This window comes from Rhodococcus sp. NPDC003348 (assembly GCF_053589375.1).
In genome coordinates, this window is the sequence record NZ_JBSFRT010000069.1 from 1 (window position 1) to 18,136 (window position 18,136).

Here is an 18,136-nt window from a genome sequence, read left to right on the forward strand (position 1 = left end):
GCCGCCCTGCTGCGTTGTCGTCGGCGCCGATACAACCCCGGTATCGGCTTCTCCTCCGCCTTGCAGGACGACGATCGTGCTGCCGGGTGCATCCGAGGGGGTGGGGAGACACGCCCAGGCAACCCCGAACGGTGTCCACTATGCGGCGTCGTAGACCACCGGTCGGTCGGTTCCACCGGCTGGCTATGATCAGTGCACTTCCAGCCCATCTCGAAGGAGCGGTTTGATGGCCTTGCTTACCCGACGCGATTCGCAGACGACCCGGTCGGGCCGCGTGTCCCTGCGCGTCGTCGCCCCGATGGTTGCGATCGCAGCCGCGGGCCTCACCGCGTGCAGCCCGCCCAACCAGGTCGCGAGCGACGTCCCGGGCACCACCCCGGCGGTGTGGACCGGTGTGGCGGCCCCCGAGGGTGGTCAGGGTGCCGAGGGCCACGGCGCCGAGCATGCCGATCGTCTCAACACCGTGCTCAAGGGCGCGGACGGCAAGGCCGCCGGCACGGTGACCTTCGTCGGCTCCGGCGACAACGTCGTCGTGACCGTCGCCGCGAACGGCCTCCAGCCGGGCTTCCACGGCCTGCACATTCACACGGTCGGTACCTGTGAGGGCGACTTCGCGTCCGCCGGCGGACATCTCCAGGTCGAGGGGCACAGCGGCCACCCGTCGAGCGGTGACCTGCCCTCGCTGTTCGTTCGCGAGGACGGCAACGGGAACCTGACCACCACCACCGATGCGTTCACGATCGAGGACCTGCAGAACCACGGTGAGGGCCGCGCGATCGTCGTGCACTCAGGTGCCGACAACTTCGCCAACATCCCCACCCGGTACGCGCCGGCGCCCGACCAGACCACCCTCGACACCGGTGACGCCGGCTCCCGCGTCGCCTGCGGTGTGATCAAGTAACACCACCGCCGAGTCGATCGGGGGCTCCGCCCCGAACACCCGCGACGCCGCGGCCGGATGACCTCGACCACAGGTCGGTTCCCGGTCGCGGCGTTGTCGTCTGCACTGTGGTTGGATTCGGGCTGTGGCAGTCCATTTCGCCGGTTCGCCCCGGCCCACGATCGGCGTCGAATGGGAGGTCGCACTGGTCGACCCGATCACGCGCGACCTGACCAACAGCGCCGCGCAGGTACTGTCCGCCGCCGACGAGCTGGCGGACGGGGCCACGCCGCGGCTGCACAAGGAGTTCCTGCGCAACACCGTGGAACTGGTCACCGGGATCTGTGACACCACCGCCGAGGCGATGGACGATCTGCGGGAGACGATGACGCTGCTGCGCCGGGCCGCCGCCCGGGAGAACGTCGAGCTGATGTGCGCGGGCACACACCCCTTCGCGCAGTGGTCTGCGCAGCAGGTGACTCCCAACCCGCACTACGACGAGATGATCGAACGCACCCAGTGGTGGGGTCGGCAGATGCTGATCTGGGGTGTGCACGTGCACGTCGGGGTGTCCTCGGCGCACAAGGTGTTCCCGATCATCAACGCCCTGCTGGTCAAGTACCCGCATCTGCTGGCGCTGTCCGCGTCGTCGCCGATGTGGGCGGGCGTCGACACCGGGTACGCCAGCAACCGGGCGCTGATGTTCCAGCAGCTGCCGACCGCCGGGCTCCCGTTCCAGTTCGAGACGTGGGCGCAGTTCGAGGGCTTCGTGCACGACCAGATGAAGACCGGGGTGATCGAGCGGCTCGGGGCGCTGCACTGGGACATCCGGCCCGCGCCGCAGTGGGGCACCATCGAGGTCCGGGTCTGCGACGGCGTATCTACGCGAGCGGAGTTGGAGTCGCTCGTCGCGTTGATCCACTGCCTGGTCGTGCACTTCGACCGGCAACTCGACGCCGGTGTGGAACTGCCGGGCATGCCGCCCTGGCACGTGCAGGAGAACAAGTGGCGGGCCGCCCGCTACGGCCTCGACGCCGAGATCATCCTCGACGCCGACAGCAACGAACGCCTCGTCACCGACGACCTCGACGACCTGCTCGAGCAGCTGGCCCCGCTCGCCGCGGAACTCGGGTGTGCGGACGAACTGTCCCGGGTCGCCGACATCCCGCGGCACGGCGCGTCCTATCAGCGGCAGCGTGCGGTCGCGGCCGCGCACGGTGGTGACCTGACCGCGGTCGTCGACTCGCTGGTTCACGAACTGGACCGTTAAGGCGCTGTTCACACGCGGTTTACTATGTACGGGTGCTGATCGACGACTCACCCGTTTCCACGCCCTGGCGACGGCCGGGTGGAGCGAGAGTTGTCGCGGTCGGCGCGGCGGTCGCGGTGGTCCTCGCGATGCTGATCCTCCAGGTGATCGCCGCCCGCTCCGGCTTCGAGGGGCCGCTGCAGTCCCTGGCCCGTGACTTCGTCGGCACCCCCAAGTCGATGTCCGTGCCGTGGGCCGGGCTGGCGTTGGGGCTCGTCGGGCTGACCAACCGGCAGCGGATCGTCGCGGTCGCCGCCGCGATCGGCATCGACCTGGTGGCTCTCGCCGTCCGACTGCTCGACGGCGGCCCCGTCGCGGTCGGGAACGGACCGACCTGGGTGCTCCTCGGCATCGCCGTCGTCGCGGCCGCGCGCTGGACCGGGGACCGTCGGGGCAGCGCGTTGCTCGGTGCCGGGCTCGGGGCACTGCTGATCGTCGCCACCAAGATCGGCGACGTCTGGCTGCAGATCACGGTGATGACGCGGCCCGCGGTCCTCGACGAGTACGTCGAACTCGCCGACCGCGCCTTCGGTAGCCCGTCCTGGGTGCTCGGGCAGGTGGTCGATGCCCTCGGGCCGGTCGGCTACGGCGTCCTGCACTGGGTGTACATCGAGTTGCCCGTCGCGGCGATCGTCGTCGCGCTGTACCAGCTGCGGAACGGCTGGCCGGCGCACCACCTGGTCCGCACGTTCCTGGCGATCGGCCTGATCGGGCCGCTGTTCTACCTGATGTTTCCCGTCGTCGGACCGGATTTCGCGTTCGGTACCGCGGGGCAGGGCGCGCAGCTGGGTGACTACTGGCCCACGGTGATCCCGACCGGCACCGATCCGGCGTCGTTCGTTTTCGACAGTCCCGCACCCCGCAACTGCATGCCCAGCCTGCACACCGCGTGGGCGCTCGCGATCTTCGTGCACTCGCGGCGCGGGCCACGGTGGCTGCGCTGGGGTGGCACCTTCTGGCTGGTGTGCACGCTGATGGCGACCCTAGGCTTCGGCTACCACTACGGCGTCGACCTGGTCGCCGGTGCCGTGCTGTGCCTGACCATCGAGGCGGCCCTGCGCGACCCCGAACGCGGGTGGGACCGGTTCCGGATCCGGCTGGTGGTCGGCGGCGCCGTCGCGTTCGCCGCGCTGCTCGCGAGCTACCGGTACCTGGCCGCGCCGATCGCCGCCGTGCCGGTCGTGTCGGTGCCGGTGATCCTCGGCGTCCTTGCCGCCGTCGTCGTCGGCTTCTACTCCACCTTCTTCGCCGCACCCGAGTCGGCGCTGGGCAGGTGGGGCGGGCGGAGTGCCGGGCAGTTTGTGACGGTCTGAGGGCAACGTCGCCGGTCAGCCGTCGAACCGGACCGTCCCGCCGTCGAGGTCGACGCGGACCCCGGTGTCGTCCCCCGTCGCAGCGTCGTGGCGGAGCGACTTCTGCGTCCGCTGCTCGTCGACGACGTGCCGGTGCGACGGTGACAGCACCGACTGGATCTCGCCGAAGGCACCGGTGATCGCGCCCCCGTCGACCTCCGGCTTGCGTTTGCGCCAGTAGATCCAGCCGCGGCGCTCGGCCCAGAGCGCGACCCGGTCGAGGAACACCGCCCCGGCCACCAGCACGAGCACCCACACGACTGCGGTCACGGCGACCAGGTTACCGGCGGATCATCGGCGTGGCGGCTGCTCGCCGTCCAGTTCGCCGACGATGCCGAGACCGTCCTTGCCGCGCTGCTCCCGGTAGGCGACGCGGCCGACGGTGTGCGCGATGACGGGTGCGGTGAGCAGGGTGAACAGGCCGACGAGCACCAGCATCCAGATGTCGACGTTGCCGCGCAGCCGGATCACCGCACCGGCGAGCACCAGCACCAGGCCGATGACCTGCGGCTTGGTGGCGGCATGCATGCGGGAGAGGGTGTCGGGGAAGCGGACGATGCCGATCGCGGCGGTCATCGCGAGGAGCGCCCCGAGCAGGAGGAGGACGGCGGCGAGGGCGTCGAGTGCGGTCTTCACTGGTCGTCACGCACCCGGAACCGGGCCACCGAGACCGAGCCGACGAAACCGACGAGCGACAGCGCGACGATCGCGGGCACCAGCGTGGTGTCCATGCTGAACGCCGCCCACACCGCGAGGCCGCAGATCGCGACCGCGACCAGGGTGTCCATCGCGACGAGACGGTCGAGGGTCCCCGGACCCGCGAGCAGTCGGTAGGAGGTCATCACCGCGGCGACTGACAGCATCACCCCGGCGATCACGAGGACGGTCGTCACGGAATCTCCTTTCGGGCGGACGGGTCGTGGAGGGGATCGTCGACGTGCCACGGGGACGGTTTCCACTCCGCGTCGCGTTCGAACGACGCGATGAACAGCCGCTCGAGCTGGCGGACGGTCCGGTAGAAGTGCTTCACGGCCTTGTCGGTCCCGACGTCGAGGACGTGCACGTACACGGTGCGTTTGACCTGGTCGATTTCGAGCACCATGGTGCCGGGGATCAGGTTGAGCACGTCGATGCACAGGGTGAGCACGAGATCCGACTTGATCGACAGCCGCACCCGAAGCACGCCCGTCACGGGCGGTGGGCCGGGCCGGACGGCCAGCCACGCGACCTGGACGCTGGACTGCGCCGCGTACCAGATGCTGAGCCCGATGAGTTTCACGATGGACCACACGTGGATGCGTCCCTCGACGGGGACCCGCGGCAGCGGCAGCAGCACCGTGATCAGGACGGCGACGATCAGTCCGCCGACGACGTTCGCCACGGACAGGTTGCCCCACAGCAGGATCCACACCAGCACCAGCCAGGCCAGCGAACCGGCCCGCAACGCCAACTCCCGGGTCATCGGTCACCTCCGGACGCCGTCGCCTGTTCGTGGTAGCCGGGACCGAGGACCGCGTCGATGTAGATGGAACGGTCCTGCAGGTCGGTGGCCGCGCGGTCGGTGACGGCGATGATCTGGCCGGCGAACACCGTCAGTGCGATGCCGACCCCGACCAGCGCGACCGTCGGCAGCAGCATCAGCGCCGGCATCCGGCCGACGTCCTCGCGGTCGACGAACGCGATGTCCTCCTCGGACTCGTCGATCAGGGCGGACGGGCTGACGTCCGCGAGGTCGCCCTCGGGGGCGTCGGCGCGGGCCCGCCAGAACGCCTTCGTCCACACCCGGGCGATGACGTACAGGGTCAGCAGGCTGGTGATCGTGCCGCCCGCGACCAGGATCCAGGACAGCACGCTCGGGTGCGCGGCACCGGCTTGCAGCAGCGCGATCTTGCCGATGAACCCGGAGAACGGCGGGATGCCGCCGAGGTTGAGCGCCGGGATCAGGAACACGATCGCGAGCACCGGGCTGGCGGCGGCGAGGCCGCCGAGGCGGCGCAGCGACGACGAGCCGGCCTGGCGTTCGATGAGGCCGACGACGAGGAACAGTGTGGTTTGCACGATGATGTGGTGCGCCACGTAGTAGATCGCCCCGGACAGGCCCTGCTCGGTGGACAGCGCGATGCCGAACACCATGTAGCCGATGTGGCTGACCAGGGTGAACGACAACAGTCGTTTGATGTCGGACTGGGCGATGGCGCCGAGGATGCCGACGATCATCGTCAGCAGGCCGCACACCAGCAGCACGTCGTCGAGCTCGCCCTGCGGGAACAGCAGTGTGTGGGCGCGGATGATCGCGTACACGCCGACCTTGGTGAGCAGGCCCGCGAACACCGCGGTGACCGGCGCGGGTGCGGTGGGGTAGGAGTCCGGCAGCCACGTCGACAGCGGGAACACCGCCGCCTTGATGCCGAACGCGACGAGCAGGACCCCGAAGATCGCCATCCGGGTGCCCTCGGGGATGTCGTCGAGCCGGACCGCCATCTGCGCCATGTTCAGAGTGCCGGTCGCGCCGTAGGCGAGGGCGATGCCGATCAGGAAGATCAGCGACGACACCATCGACACCATCACGTACGAGACACCGGCGCGGACCCGGTCGGCGCTGGCCCCGAGGGTCAGCAGGACGAACGATGCCGCCAGCAGCACTTCGAACCCGACGTACAGGTTGAACAGGTCTCCGGCGAGGAACGCGTTGGAGATGCCCGCGGACAGGGCCAGGTAGGTCGGTAGGAAGATCGACACCGGTTGGCGTTCGGTGCCGTCGTGGATGCCCTGCCCGACGGCGAACGCCATGACCGCGAGCAGCACGGTGTAGGAGACGACCAGCATGATCGCCGACAGCCGGTCCACGACGAGGGTGATGCCGATCGGTGAGTCCCAGCCGCCGACCTGCAGCGTGGAGATGCCGTCCCGGTCCGCCAGATAGAGCAGCACGAGGGAGATGCCGAGCCCGACGACGAGAGCCGTCATGGTGACGGTGCGCTGGAACCGGGGCCGCCTGCCGCCGACGAGCGTGACCGCCGCGGCGAGCATCGGTACCAGCACGGGCAACGGCGTCAGGTACTGGACGAGGTTGTCCGGCCACGTCATGCGCCGTCACCGCCCGGGGTCCGCACCGACTCGCGGGGGTCGTCGTCGCCGTTGGGGTCGAACTCGTCGAAGTCGCCTTCGCGCAGGTCCTCGTACACCTCGAGGTCCTCGAGGTTCTTGAGCTGTTCGAGTGGGATGGGGTTGCCCTTGTCGTCGAAGGCGTCGCCGCTGAACGTGGAGTCGCCGGTGATCGGGTCGTCGGAGCGGTCGTGGTCGGGGGCCTCCGCGGGACTGCGGCGGGTCTTGACCTTGGTGTCCTCGGGGTCGTCCTCGACGGCGTCCTTGGTGTTGATCTTGTAGGACCGGTAGGCGAGCGCCATCACGAACGCGGCGATGCCCATGGTGATGACGATCGCGGTCAGGATCATCGCCTGCGCGAGGGGATCGGCCATGGTGTCGTACACGTCGTTGGTGCGGCCGACGATCGGGGCGCTGCCGGGCGGGCCGCCGACCGAGAGGATGAGCAGGTTGACGCCGTTGCCGAACAGCATCAGCCCCAGCAGCATCTTCGTGATCGACCGCTCGAGGAGCAGGTAGACACCGCAGGCGACGAGGACGCCGATGACGATGAGGAATCCGAGGTTAACGCTCATCGGACCGGTACCTCCTCGCCGGAACGGACCGGCAGGTTCTCGACCTCGGCGTCCAGGCGGGCGCCGAGGCTGCGCAGCACGTCGAGGACGAGGCCGACGACGATCAGGTACACGCCGAGGTCGAAGAACATCGCGGTGACGAGCTTGATGTGCCCGAGCAGCGGCAGGGTGACCTCGATCGTCGCCGACGACAGCGCGGGTGCGCCGAGGAACAGCGAGGCCAGTGCGGTGCCCGCGGAGAAGATCAGTCCGAGGCCGAGGATCTTGCCCGCGTCGATGGGGACGGCCTCTCCGAGCTCGTACCGACCACCGGCGAGGTAGCGCAGCACCAGGGCCAGACCGGCGGTCAGCCCGCCCGCGAACCCGCCACCGGGTGCGTTGTGGCCGGAGAAGAAGAAGTACACCGACAGCACCATCATGGTCGGGAAGATCATCCGGGTGGTGACCTCGAGGATCAGCGACCGGTGCCTCGGGTCGATCAGGTCGCCGCCGAGGAGCCACGTGGTCTCCGGCGTCGGCGCGAAGGACGGTGCGTCCGCGATGCGGGGTGCGGTGCCGAATCGGCGGGTGCGGAACACCAGCGAGGCGACACCGGTCGCGGCGACCAGCAGCACCGAGATCTCGCCGAGGGTGTCCCACGCACGGATGTCGACGAGGAGGACGTTGACGACGTTCTTGCCGTTGCCGACGTGGTACGCGAGGTCCGGCATGTGCACCGAGATGGGTTCGGTGGAGCGGGCGTTCATCGCGAACGCGCCGAGCGCGGTGACCGTCGCGCCGACCGCGACGCCGAGCAGCGCCCGCGCGGGCTTGAAGCCGACGGACTGGCGTTCGTCGATCTCGGCGGGCAGTTTGCGCAGCACCAGCACGAAGATCACCAGGGTCAGGGTCTCGACGAGGAACTGCGTCAACGCGAGGTCCGGGGCGCCGTCGAGGGCGAAGATGACGCCGCAGCCGTAGCCGGTGACACCGACGAGAATCACCGCGGCGAGCCGGTTGCGCATCACCGTCGTGGCGAGCGCGGCGGCGATCATGATGAGGCCGACGGCGAACTGGATCGGCGATTCCCACAGCCGCATCCGCGTCACGGTGTCGGTGCCGAGGACCAGCAGGATCGTCGGCAGCAGCACCAGCGTGACCAGGATCGTCGCCTGCGTCAGCGGCAGCGAACCGCGCTGGGTGACACCGGTCAGCCGCATGGACGCGGTGTCCATGCCCCGCAGCGTCGCGTCGTAGATCCGTTCGGCGTTGCCGAGCAGCGAGTGCTCGAACCGCAGCCTGCTGATCTTGCGGTGCATCAGGTACAGCGCGACACCGCCTGCGACCACCAGCACCGTCAACCACAGTGCGAGACCGAGCCCGTGCCACAGCGCGAGGTGGTAGTCGTGGTCGCCGCCGGGCAGGCTGCGCGCGTAGGCGCTGAGCAGGTTGTCCATCACCGGCGAGATCAGGCCGGTGACCAGGCCGGCGGCGGCCAGCAGGGTGGGCACCGTCAGGAACAGTGGTCCGGCCGGGTGCATGTTGGCGACCGCCGGGCTGGGCCGCTTGAGCTGCTTGCGGCCGAACGCACCCCAGATGAAGCGGATGCTGTACGCGACGGTGAGGATCGAGCCGGCGACGATGCCGGCCAGCTCGAGGGTGCGGACGGTCGGGTCGAGCACCGACGCGGTCGCGATCGCCTCGAGTGCGCCTTCCTTGCCGACGAACCCGAAGAACGGGGGTAGTCCGGCCATGCTCGCGGCCGCCGCGATCGCGACGACACAGAGCACCGGCGCGGCCTTGCCGAGGTGCGCGAGCTTGCGGATGTCGCGGGTGCCGGTGGTGTGGTCGATGATGCCGACCACCATGAACAGCGCGGCCTTGAACATCGCGTGCGCGACGACCAGCGCGATGCCGGCGAGGGCGGCGTCGCGGGTACCGGTGCCGACGAGGATGGTCAGGAAGCCGAGCTGGCTGACGGTGCCGAACGCGAGGATCAGCTTGAGGTCGAATGCGCGCATCGCGCGCCAGCCGCCGAGCAGCATGGTGCCGAGCCCGAGGGTCATGACGGTGACCCGCCATGGCCCGGAGTCGGCGAATCCGGGTGCCAGTCGTGCGATCAGGTAGATGCCGGCCTTGACCATCGCGGCGGCGTGCAGGTACGCGCTGACCGGGGTGGGGGCGGCCATCGCGCCCGGCAACCAGAAGTGCATCGGGATGATCGCGGACTTCGACAGCGCACCGGCCAGCACCAGCACCACCGCGACCCCGGCGAGCCAGCCGCCGGGCGGGTTCGCCACCAGCACCGACAGTTGGTAGCTGCCGCCGACCTGGCCGAGGATGATGAAGCCGACCAGCATCGCCAGGCCGCCCGCGGTGGTCACCAGCAGTGCCTGGGTGGCGGCGCGGCGGCTCGACGCGCGTTCGGCGTAGTGCCCGACCAGCAGGAACGACAGGATCGTCGTCAGTTCCCAGAAGGTGTAGAGAATGAGCATGTTGTCGCTGGTGACCAGCCCGAACATGGCACCGGCGAAGGCGACCATCTCGGCCGCGAAGATGCCCAGCCGCGGCTCGTCGCTCTCGAAGTAGCGGGAGCAGTAGATCAACACCAAGGCGCCGATACCGAGGATCAGCGCGGACATGATCGCGGCGAGGGAGTCGAACCGCATGTCGATGTCCATCGACAGCCCCGGCGCCCAGGTGATGTGCAAGGACTGTTCGGTGTTCCAGTTCGCGATCACCCACACCAGCGACGCGGCGGGCACCAGGGACAGTGGGAGAAATGCGTTGCGCCCCATTGTTCGCACGACAGCAGGCGCCAGGACGGCAGCGATTGCGTGGGCGAACAATATAGCGAGCAAGGGCACTCCGTCGGTGTCGTGTGCGGGTGGCGGCGGGGTGTCGATACGCCCGGGAGTATCCGGACGTCCGATGTCCAGTTTAGGGGACGCGAACTTTTTGCATGCGCCTACCCTGTGGTGATGGCCGAGATCAGAACCGTGGCGCTCGCCCACATCAAGGACCGGCGGATGCTGCAGGCGCGATCGGCGGGCAAGACCGCGTTCTACATGGCCGGCGGCAAGATCGACCCGGGCGAGACTCCGGAACAGGCCCTGCACAGGGAGATTCGCGAGGAGCTCGACGTCGGGATCGTGGCGGGCACGCTCGAACGCCTCGGGGTGTTCGAGGCCGAGGCGTTCGGGCATCCGACCGGCACCCGGCTGCACATGACCTGTTATCTGGCGACCCTCACCACCGAGCCGACCCCGGCGAGCGAGATCGCGGAGCTGCGGTACTTCACCACCGACGAGTACGCGGCGATGCCCGAGTCCGCGCCCGGATCCCGGTTGGTGTTCGAGCATCTCCGGTCGCGCGGCCTCGTGGACTGAGCGGCCGGGCGAGCGGAGCGACGGAGGGATGTGACGGATGATCTTCACGGCCGCGACGCTCGACGGGATCGTCACCGGTGCGGTGACGGTCGCGTACCGGCGGTGGGACCGGCCGCGGGTCCGAACCGGCGGCAGCCAGCGCACGTCGATCGGAGTGGTCGCGTTCGATTCCGTCGACCGGGTCGAGCCCGCCGACGTCACCGACGCCGACGCGCGGGCGGCGGGCTTCGGCTCGGCGGCCGCGTTGCTTGCGTTCGTGGAGAAGAAGGCGCACGGTCCGCACCTGTACCGGATCCGGGTACGCCTCGCCGGTCCGGATCCGCGCGCCGCGCTGCGGGAGGACGCAGAGCTGACCACCGATGACCTCGCCGTACTTCGCCGCCGGATGGCGCGGCTGGATGCGAACGGCCCGTGGACCGAGGCGACCCTGCGGCTGATCGCTTCCCGCCCGGCGGTCGTCTCGACCGAACTGGCTCCCGTCGTCGGGATGGACCGGCCGACGTTCAAACAGCGGGTGCGCCGCCTGAAGGAGCTGGGGCTGACCGAAAGCCTCGACGTCGGCTACCGGATCAGTCCGCGCGGACAGGCACTGCTGAATCGGTGGGACGGGGGAGGGCAGGCGCCGGGAAACTGCACGGCCTCATTCTCGGAGGACTAGATTCGGTTGACATGGACTCGGCTCGGATGTCGAGGCGTGCTCTGCGCGGTGGCGCGGCAATCGGACTCGGCGCCGCGGCGGTTACCGCCGCGGTGCTCGCGAACCGGCTCGCCGGCACACCGGTTCCGTTCCTGCGCTGGTCCGTGCTGCGGTTCCTGCTGTCGGGGCGCCGGTTGCTGCGGGAGGGCCGGGTCGGGGACGGTCGGGAGGAAGCCCTGGCCCGGTACGTCGCCACCGCCGCACCCGCCGGTGACATCGACGCGGTGATCGCCGCGATCGACGTCTTCGCGCGGCGCACCAGCTTCCTGATGAACGTCGGCGACGAGAAGGGCGTCATTCTCGAGGACGCGGTGCGGAGGGCGCGGCCTCGGGTGCTGCTCGAACTCGGGGCGTACTGCGGTTACAGCGCGCTGCGTGCCATCCGTGCCGCCCCGCCGGACGCCCACCTGTACTCGGTGGAGATCAGCGCGGCGAATGCCGATGTCGCGCGTCGGGTCTGGGCGCACGCCGGGATGGCGGACCGGATCACCGCGGTCGTCGGTTCGATCGGCGACGGCGGCCGGACCCTGGATGGGCTGGGTTTCGATTCCGGCGCAGTCGATTTCGTGTTCCTCGACCATCTCAAGTCGGCATACCTTCCGGATCTGCAGTCGATGATCGACGCGGACTGGCTGCACCCGGGGTCGGTGGTCGTCGCCGACAACGTCCGGATCCCCGGCGCCCCCGACTATCTCGCGTACATGCGCCGTACCGAGGGGTTGGAGTGGCGCACTCACGAGCATCACGCACACGTGGAATACCAACGGCTGCTGCCGGATCTGGTGCTGGAGTCGACGTACCTCGGCACCGGCGACGAGTGATCGCCGGTGCCGAGGTGTCGGTCAGTGCACCGTCGCCGGCTGCGTCGTGGTCGACTCGGGCAGCTTGCCCCCGGGCAGCAGGAACGCCGAGATGACGGCGCCGGCAACGAAGATCGCGGCCGCCCACCAGAAGGTCGTCGTGTAGCTGTGCACCGCGGCCAGCGCCTGACTCTCCGGACTCGGTGTCCGGCCCGACAGGAAGTTCGCCGCGGCCGTCGCGGCGACGGTGCTGAGCAGGGCGGTGCCGATCGAACCGCCGACCTGCTGCATGGTGTTCACCGTCGCGGACGCCACACCGGCGTCGTCCGGATCGACACCGGTCACCGCGCCCTGCATGCCGGGCGCGAAGACCATGCCCATGCCGGCGCCGAGCAGCACGAGGCCGGGCAGGATGTGCGGCGCATAGGTGCTGTCGATCTGGAGTTGGGCGAGCACCGCCAGACCGCTCGCGCCCAATGCGAGTCCGGTGGTCATCAGCGGACGCGGCCCGATCCGGGGTAGCAGGACCGCGGTCGAGGTGGTCGCCGAGATCACCATCGCGGCGACCATCGGCAGGAACGCCACCCCGGTGACGATGGGCGAGTACTGCAGGTTCGTCTGCAGGTAGAAGGTCAGGAACAGGAACACCGCGAACATGCCCGAGCCGGTGAGGAACATCGCCAGGTAGGACCCGCCGCGGGTCCGGTCGAGCACGATCCGCAGTGGCAGCAACGGGTGGGCCACGCGGGTCTCGATCACCACGAACACGGCCAGCAGGATCGCGCCCGCGACGAGCCAGGCCACGGTGGCGGGGTCGGACCAGCCGTGCGACTCCGCGTGCGAGAAGCCGTAGACGATGCCGAACAGCGCGGCGGACACGGTGATCGCGCCGGGCAGGTCGAGTTGCGGACGGTGCTCGGACCGGTGCGGCGCCATCATCGTCAGGGCGCCGACCAGGGCGACGGCCGCGAAGATCAGGTTGACGTACAGGCTCCACCGCCACGATGTCCATTCGGTGAGCGCGCCGCCGAGGAGCAGGCCGATCGCCCCGCCTGCGCCGGCGACGGCGCCGAAGATGCCGAAGGCGCGGGCCCGCTCCTCCGGTTGCGTGAAGGTCGTCGCGAGCAGCGACAGGGCGGCCGGGGCCAGCAGGGCCGCGAACACGCCCTGTCCGGCACGCGCGGCGACCAGCATGGGGAAGTTCACGGCTGCGCCTCCGACCGCCGACATGGCCGCGAATCCGACCAGTCCGACGACGAAAGCGTTTCTGCGGCCGAACAAGTCGCTGATTCGTCCGCCGAGGAGCAGGAGGCTGCCGAAGGCGAGGGCGTAGGCGGTGACCACCCATTGCCGGTCGCCGTCGGAGAAGCCGAGTCCGCGTTGGGCTGCGGGCAGTGCGATGTTCACGATGGTCGCGTCGAGCACGACCATCAGCTGGGCCAGGGCGATGACCGCCATGACGAACCAGCGCAGGCGGTGTTCCCTTCCGGTGGATCCCGATGCGGCCGCCGGCCGGTCGAGTGTGGTCGTGGTCATGATCTGCAGCCCCCTAGAGGTGGGTCGGCGTCGTCGATTCGAACGAAGTGGAGGAGTAGGCTCCACTTGGGCCACCGTACGCCTAAGTGGAGGAGATGTCTCCACTTAATTTCGGGGGGTCGCGAGGTTTGCCCGGGTTTGTCGGATTCTCGGGCCGGGTTTGTCGGATTCTCGGGGATGACAGAATGAGTTTCGTGAGCACCGTCACAGGAGGGCGCAAGCTGCGCGCCGACGCCGAACGCAACCGCCGCAAGATCCTCGATGCGGCTGCCGAGCTGTTCGCGCTACGCGGCATCGACATCACGCTCGACGACGTCGCACGGCACGCCAAGGTGGGCGTAGGTACCGTCTACCGGCGCTTCAGCTGCAAGCAGGAGCTCGTCGACGGCGTCTTCGAGCAGCACATGGCGGACATGGCCGCGGGCGCCACCAAGGCTCTCGAGGTCGAGGACCCGTGGCAGGGGCTGGTCGACTTCCTGGCCTTCACGTGCGAACAGATGGCAACCAATCGCGGCATGGGCGAGGTCTTCTTCAGCTGCGACGTAGGCCGCGAGCAGATCGCGTGCGCCCGCGAACGCGTCGCACCTCTCGCCGAACAGCTCGTCACCCGCGCCAAGGACGCCGGCGCGCTGCGCCCCGACGCCACCACCAACGACCTGTTCACGGTCGCCAAGATGGTCGAGGCCGTCATCGACTTCGCCGGACCCGTCGCACCCGACGCCTGGCGCCGCTACCTCGGGATCGTGCTGGACGGCCTGCGGGCCGAGGGTGTGCCGCGTGCGCCGCTGACCGAACCGTCGCTGACCGACGAGCAGGTCGAGGCGGCCAAGGTCGCATCCGCCGCTCGGGGCTGAACGCCCAGGGGTCGACCGGCGTGAGCGGTCAGTCGACCCGCTGTCGCAGCACCCCGGCCGCGGCGATCGTCGCCAACACGACCACCGTCATCGTCAGGTTCAGGGCCTGCGGGTCTGGTGGCGCCGCCGCCATCATCCCGCGCGGCAGTGACCTCAGCGGCGACAGTTCGCCCAGCGGGTCCAACGCGGCCTGCCCCGCCACCGTCAGGGCGCTCGGCACGAACAGGATCGACAGCCCGATGACGGTGGCCCCCGACCGGGCCGGGCTGCACGAGCCGAGCGCGTAGCCGGCGATCGGGGCGAGCGCCAGCGAACGGACCGCACCCCCCATCCCGTCCGCAACGTCCGGGAGGAGACCGGTCACCGAGACGGCCGCGAGGAGGGTCAGCCCGACAATCACGCTCGGCCAGCGCATCCCGATCACCGCGCCGACCGCGAGGCCGGCGGCGAGGAGCGCCGTCCCGATCCAGGTGGTGTCCGACCACCCGGACAGTGGGGCCGCCGTCGCGACGATCGCTGTCGTCGTCAGCAGCAGCGTCCCGTCCTGCCCATCGAGGGCGATCGCGGCGGCGATCGCGACCGCAACGAACACCGCGAGCAGCACCCCGGTGAGTGGCCGGTTGTCCGGCGCGGCACCGATCGCCGCGTTCGTCGCCAGAGCCGTCACCACCACTGCTGCGGCGGCCGTGACACCCCGGGTGGACGGGCGTGCCGCCCGACCTCCGCCGAGAACCGCGGCGAAGAGCGTGGCGGCGGCCGCCGGCAGCAGTATCCACCAGGCCGGCGCCACGGTCAGCGTGCCGGCATCGGTCAGCGGGGTATATGCGGTCCACGCGCGCTCGGGGATCGAGCCCAGGCGCTCCGCGACCGTGGGAAACAGCAGGAAGGCCGCGAAGGCACCGCCGCTCAGAGCGACCGCCTCGGTGTCGTCGGTGACCACGGCGGCCGCACCGCCCAGTGCGAGGCCCGCGGCGAGGCCCGACACGCAGTTCGCCGCGATCAGCCATTCGATCTGCCGCGCACCGTCGTTCACGTACAGCACCGCCACCAGCAACCCGAGACCGATCAGCACCACCACCCGCGCGGTCCGCGTCGACCCGCGGCGGGACAGCGCGCCCGCGACCGCGGCGGCGAGCACGGTCCCCACCGCCGCGGCGAGCGGACGGCTCGTCATCAGCGCGGTCAGCTGGGCGTTGGACCCGCCGATCGCAAAGCTCGACGCGAGCGGCGCGACCAGAGCCCAGCCCGCGGCCGCGCCGACCAGCAGCGCCGCGAGGAGTTCGACGGTGCGGCGGACCGTCGTCATCGCCGCACCCGCCGCAGGCTGCGGACGCCCCAGGCGCAGAACGCCACCGCGATCGCCAACGCGACGCCGGCGACGCGGTCGTCGTAGTGGGGGACACCGAGCAGGGCGGCGTCGTGGAAGCGCTGGTCCAGCTCCGCGTCATAGGCCCTGTTCATCTCGACCCCGGGGAGCGGCTGGTACGCGCCGTTGTAGATGATCTCGGTGGCCTCCGCGGGCACGATCACCGTCGCGGCCGCGTGAAACACCATGGACACGAACGGAATCGACAGGCCCACTGCCGCGATCGCCGCGGACCCCGGCAGAGCGGCGGCGACCGCCCAGCCGGCGCCGACACCGAGCACGCCCAGTCGCACCAGCAGCCACGGGCCGTGATCGCCGAAGTCGGGGAAGATCGCGCCGACCACCGGAATCAGTGCCGCCACCGCCAGTCCCGCGATCGGGGCCGGGCGGCGCGCGGCGACGATCAGACCGACGAGTACCGCGACACCGGCGACCGCCACGGCAGCCCACGCCGGCACGTCCCGAAACGGGCTGCGCAGGTCCACCAGCACCGGCATCGCGGCCGCCGCGACACCGGTGGCCACCAACACGATCACACCTTCGCCGGGGCCCGTGCGGCGGGCGATCAGCCGGGCGCACACCTCCGTCGCCACCAGGACCACCACCATCGCCACCGCGACGACGACCCACTGGTGGGTTCGGGTCTCGTTGCCGTCCTGGCCGATCCACGCGATCTGCAGCCTGTTGATCACGGCGATCGCCGCGACCGTCAGCAACGCGGCCCCTGCCTCGGGACCGGTGACGCGCTGGATACGTGAAGCCGTGTTCGCGGCCGCGGCGGCCGCCGCCGTCGCGACGAGCGTTGCGCCGAGCAGCCACCAGGCCGGTTCCCCCAGCGTCGACGTGCTCTTCACGGACACCGTCGCACCCCACGCGGACACGGACAGGAAGCCGGTGACCGCGCCGACGGAGAGCGCGAGCTGTGCGCCCCGATGGCCCCAGACCGCGGCGACGGCCGCGCCGAGCAGGGCCCCGGCGGCAACGGCCTTGACGATGTGCAGCGCGATCAGGGCGTCGACACCCGCGACGTCGGGCACCGCGAACCGGACCGCGGACAGCACCGCGGTCGCAGCCGCACCGACCACCCACGCGGTCCGCCGGGAACCGCCCCGCTGCAGCACGGCGCACCCGGCGACGGCCACCACCACACCGACCACGATCCCGGTCGGCTGTCCGCTCAGCCACCGGTCGAGTTCACGGCCGGAGGTGCGGACGGCCCACCGCCCGCCGGGCGGGTCGGTCAGCACGAACGCCGCGAGGAAGGCGCCGAGCAGTCCGGCGAGCGCCGGGACTGCGGCACGGGGAGTGACGGGCATTGCCCGACGCTAACCGACGACGACCGTGCACGCGCTGAGCCGAACGCCCCGGCGTGCCACGATGTTCACACCACAAATACGAGGCGAGGAACCCACCATGGCATCGATCACCGAGAAGGCCACCACGCTCCTTGGGCTGCACCGGCCCGGGGAACCGGTGATCCTCCCGACCGTCTGGGACGCCTGGTCGGCGAACCTGGCCGCACAGGCCGGTTTCGCCGCGCTGACCGTCGGCTCGCACCCGGTGGCCGATTCCATCGGTCGGCCCGACAACGAGGGCATGACGTTCAGTGAACTGCTCGCCCGCGTCGCCCAGATCACCGGGGCCGTGGAGCTGCCGGTGTCCGTGGACATCGAGTCCGGCTACGGCCAGAGCCCGGAGACCCTGATCAACGGTCTCGTCGAGGTCGGGGCGGTCGGGTTGAACATCGAGGACACCGTGCACGGTGAGGGAGGGCGGCTGCGGGAGGCGCAGGAGCACGCCGACTTCGTCGGGGGACTGCGTCGCGCCGCGGACGCGGTCGGTGTGCACGTGGTCATCAACGCCCGTACCGACCTGTTCCTCAAGCAGGTCGGCGACGAGTCCGATCGCACCGCACGCGCCATCGCCCGGCTCACGCTCGCGGCCGAGGCCGGCGCCGACTCCCTGTACCCGGTCGGCTTCCACACCGACGAGGTGTACCGCGAGCTCACGGCGGCGCTGCCGCTGCCCGTGAACGCGATCGCCGACCCCGTGCGCGGTGACAAGGCGAATTACGCGGCGCTCGGCGTGGGCCGGGTCAGCTTCGGGCCACTGCTGCAGGCCGCGCTCGCGGTGCGGGCCAACGAGATCCTCGCCCGCTGGAGCTAGGGCATGTCTCCCAATCCCCGTTTCGGCGCCCCTGGCGCCCAATCGCCGCCCTGCTGCGTTGTCGTCGGCGCCGATACAACAGCGGTATCGGCTTCTCCTCCGCCTTGCCGGACGACGATTGTTTCGCC

General features: G+C 70.2%; 18 protein-coding genes. 8 read left to right on the forward strand and 10 right to left on the reverse strand.

Annotated elements, in window-relative coordinates:
* Positions 1-226 precede the first annotated feature (226 nt).
* The 3 genes from sodC (at position 227) to ACWDU4_RS27295 (ending at position 3,502) form a co-directional block, all read left to right on the forward strand.
* A complete protein-coding gene (gene sodC, locus ACWDU4_RS27285; protein ID WP_450117086.1) occupies positions 227-901 on the forward strand; it encodes a superoxide dismutase[Cu-Zn] in 675 nt (224 codons plus the stop codon).
* 124 nt (positions 902-1,025) lie between these two features.
* Positions 1,026-2,150 (forward strand): glutamate--cysteine ligase, encoded by a 1,125-nt coding sequence (locus tag ACWDU4_RS27290; RefSeq protein WP_450117087.1) that lies wholly within the window; start codon positions 1,026-1,028, stop codon positions 2,148-2,150.
* Between the two features lie 32 nt (positions 2,151-2,182).
* Positions 2,183-3,502, forward strand: a complete 1,320-nt coding sequence (locus ACWDU4_RS27295; protein ID WP_450117088.1) for a DUF5933 domain-containing protein — start codon at positions 2,183-2,185, stop codon at positions 3,500-3,502.
* Between the two features lie 15 nt (positions 3,503-3,517).
* Here ACWDU4_RS27295 and ACWDU4_RS27300 read toward each other — a convergent pair whose 3' ends face one another.
* The 7 genes from ACWDU4_RS27300 to ACWDU4_RS27330 are packed head-to-tail and all read right to left on the reverse strand — an operon-like array spanning position 3,518 to position 10,061.
* Positions 3,518-3,811: a DUF6191 domain-containing protein gene (locus ACWDU4_RS27300; RefSeq protein WP_450117089.1), complete on the reverse strand. Its 294-nt coding sequence runs from the start codon at positions 3,809-3,811 to the stop codon at positions 3,518-3,520.
* A gap of 21 nt (positions 3,812-3,832) precedes the next feature.
* Positions 3,833-4,177 carry a monovalent cation/H(+) antiporter subunit G gene (gene mnhG / locus ACWDU4_RS27305; RefSeq protein WP_450117090.1) on the reverse strand — a complete coding sequence of 115 codons (345 nt, stop codon included), beginning with the start codon at positions 4,175-4,177 and terminating at the stop codon, positions 3,833-3,835.
* A complete protein-coding gene (locus ACWDU4_RS27310) occupies positions 4,174-4,434 on the reverse strand; it encodes a monovalent cation/H+ antiporter complex subunit F (RefSeq protein ID WP_450117091.1) in 261 nt (86 codons plus the stop codon). The genes mnhG and ACWDU4_RS27310 overlap by 4 nt, the downstream gene beginning before the upstream one ends.
* A complete protein-coding gene (locus ACWDU4_RS27315) occupies positions 4,431-5,003 on the reverse strand; it encodes a Na+/H+ antiporter subunit E (RefSeq protein ID WP_450117092.1) in 573 nt (190 codons plus the stop codon). Before ACWDU4_RS27315 ends, ACWDU4_RS27310 begins: the two co-directional genes overlap by 4 nt.
* On the reverse strand, positions 5,000-6,628 hold the full coding sequence (locus tag ACWDU4_RS27320; RefSeq protein ID WP_450117093.1) for a Na+/H+ antiporter subunit D: 1,629 nt from the start codon (positions 6,626-6,628) through the stop codon (positions 5,000-5,002). Before ACWDU4_RS27320 ends, ACWDU4_RS27315 begins: the two co-directional genes overlap by 4 nt.
* Positions 6,625-7,221, reverse strand: coding sequence for a Na(+)/H(+) antiporter subunit C (locus tag ACWDU4_RS27325; RefSeq protein ID WP_450117094.1), 597 nt, complete (start codon positions 7,219-7,221; stop codon positions 6,625-6,627). Before ACWDU4_RS27325 ends, ACWDU4_RS27320 begins: the two co-directional genes overlap by 4 nt.
* Positions 7,218-10,061 carry a Na+/H+ antiporter subunit A gene (locus ACWDU4_RS27330; protein WP_450117095.1) on the reverse strand — a complete coding sequence of 948 codons (2,844 nt, stop codon included), beginning with the start codon at positions 10,059-10,061 and terminating at the stop codon, positions 7,218-7,220. The genes ACWDU4_RS27325 and ACWDU4_RS27330 overlap by 4 nt, the downstream gene beginning before the upstream one ends.
* A 120-nt stretch (positions 10,062-10,181) precedes the next feature.
* On the opposite strand from ACWDU4_RS27330, the gene ACWDU4_RS27335 reads away from it, so the two are divergent.
* Genes ACWDU4_RS27335 through ACWDU4_RS27345 form a run of 3 tightly spaced genes read left to right on the forward strand, consistent with a single transcriptional unit; the run spans position 10,182 to position 12,107 of the window.
* The gene (locus ACWDU4_RS27335) at positions 10,182-10,589 is read left to right on the forward strand and encodes an NUDIX hydrolase (protein WP_450117096.1); all 408 of its coding nucleotides are present in this window, start codon (positions 10,182-10,184) and stop codon (positions 10,587-10,589) included.
* Positions 10,590-10,626: 37 nt separating this feature from the next.
* Positions 10,627-11,247, forward strand: coding sequence for a hypothetical protein (locus ACWDU4_RS27340; RefSeq protein ID WP_450117097.1), 621 nt, complete (start codon positions 10,627-10,629; stop codon positions 11,245-11,247).
* Between the two features lie 26 nt (positions 11,248-11,273).
* On the forward strand, positions 11,274-12,107 hold the full coding sequence (locus ACWDU4_RS27345) for an O-methyltransferase (protein WP_450117098.1): 834 nt from the start codon (positions 11,274-11,276) through the stop codon (positions 12,105-12,107).
* 21 nt (positions 12,108-12,128) lie between these two features.
* On the opposite strand, the gene ACWDU4_RS27350 is transcribed toward ACWDU4_RS27345, so the two are convergent.
* The gene (locus ACWDU4_RS27350) at positions 12,129-13,622 is read right to left on the reverse strand and encodes an MFS transporter (RefSeq protein ID WP_450117099.1); all 1,494 of its coding nucleotides are present in this window, start codon (positions 13,620-13,622) and stop codon (positions 12,129-12,131) included.
* Positions 13,623-13,807: 185 nt separating this feature from the next.
* Between ACWDU4_RS27350 and ACWDU4_RS27355 the strand changes: the two genes are divergently transcribed.
* Entirely contained in the window at positions 13,808-14,476 is a 669-nt protein-coding gene (locus tag ACWDU4_RS27355; protein WP_450117100.1) for a TetR/AcrR family transcriptional regulator, read from the forward strand.
* Positions 14,477-14,504: 28 nt separating this feature from the next.
* Here ACWDU4_RS27355 and ACWDU4_RS27360 read toward each other — a convergent pair whose 3' ends face one another.
* Positions 14,505-15,782: a hypothetical protein gene (locus ACWDU4_RS27360; RefSeq protein ID WP_450117101.1), complete on the reverse strand. Its 1,278-nt coding sequence runs from the start codon at positions 15,780-15,782 to the stop codon at positions 14,505-14,507.
* Complete coding sequence (locus ACWDU4_RS27365) at positions 15,779-17,158, reverse strand: hypothetical protein (RefSeq protein WP_450117102.1); 1,380 nt, start codon at positions 17,156-17,158, stop codon at positions 15,779-15,781. The genes ACWDU4_RS27360 and ACWDU4_RS27365 overlap by 4 nt, the downstream gene beginning before the upstream one ends.
* Before the next feature lie 97 nt (positions 17,159-17,255).
* On the opposite strand from ACWDU4_RS27365, the gene ACWDU4_RS27370 reads away from it, so the two are divergent.
* On the forward strand, positions 17,256-18,008 hold the full coding sequence (locus ACWDU4_RS27370) for an isocitrate lyase/PEP mutase family protein (protein ID WP_450117103.1): 753 nt from the start codon (positions 17,256-17,258) through the stop codon (positions 18,006-18,008).
* The last annotated feature ends 128 nt before the right edge of the window (positions 18,009-18,136 follow it).

Coding starts and splice junctions, on each gene's coding strand:
- ACWDU4_RS27335 (WP_450117096.1), top strand. CDS start 10,182: ATGGCCGAGATCAGAACCGTGGCGCTCGCCCACATCAAGGACCGGCGG.
- ACWDU4_RS27355 (WP_450117100.1), top strand. CDS start 13,808: ATGAGTTTCGTGAGCACCGTCACAGGAGGGCGCAAGCTGCGCGCCGAC.
- ACWDU4_RS27350 (WP_450117099.1), bottom strand. CDS start 13,622: ATGACCACGACCACACTCGACCGGCCGGCGGCCGCATCGGGATCCACC.
- ACWDU4_RS27370 (WP_450117103.1), top strand. CDS start 17,256: ATGGCATCGATCACCGAGAAGGCCACCACGCTCCTTGGGCTGCACCGG.
- ACWDU4_RS27345 (WP_450117098.1), top strand. CDS start 11,274: ATGTCGAGGCGTGCTCTGCGCGGTGGCGCGGCAATCGGACTCGGCGCC.
- ACWDU4_RS27320 (WP_450117093.1), bottom strand. CDS start 6,628: ATGACGTGGCCGGACAACCTCGTCCAGTACCTGACGCCGTTGCCCGTG.
- ACWDU4_RS27315 (WP_450117092.1), bottom strand. CDS start 5,003: ATGACCCGGGAGTTGGCGTTGCGGGCCGGTTCGCTGGCCTGGCTGGTG.
- ACWDU4_RS27365 (WP_450117102.1), bottom strand. CDS start 17,158: ATGCCCGTCACTCCCCGTGCCGCAGTCCCGGCGCTCGCCGGACTGCTC.
- ACWDU4_RS27360 (WP_450117101.1), bottom strand. CDS start 15,782: ATGACGACGGTCCGCCGCACCGTCGAACTCCTCGCGGCGCTGCTGGTC.
- ACWDU4_RS27325 (WP_450117094.1), bottom strand. CDS start 7,221: ATGAGCGTTAACCTCGGATTCCTCATCGTCATCGGCGTCCTCGTCGCC.
- sodC (WP_450117086.1), top strand. CDS start 227: ATGGCCTTGCTTACCCGACGCGATTCGCAGACGACCCGGTCGGGCCGC.
- ACWDU4_RS27340 (WP_450117097.1), top strand. CDS start 10,627: ATGATCTTCACGGCCGCGACGCTCGACGGGATCGTCACCGGTGCGGTG.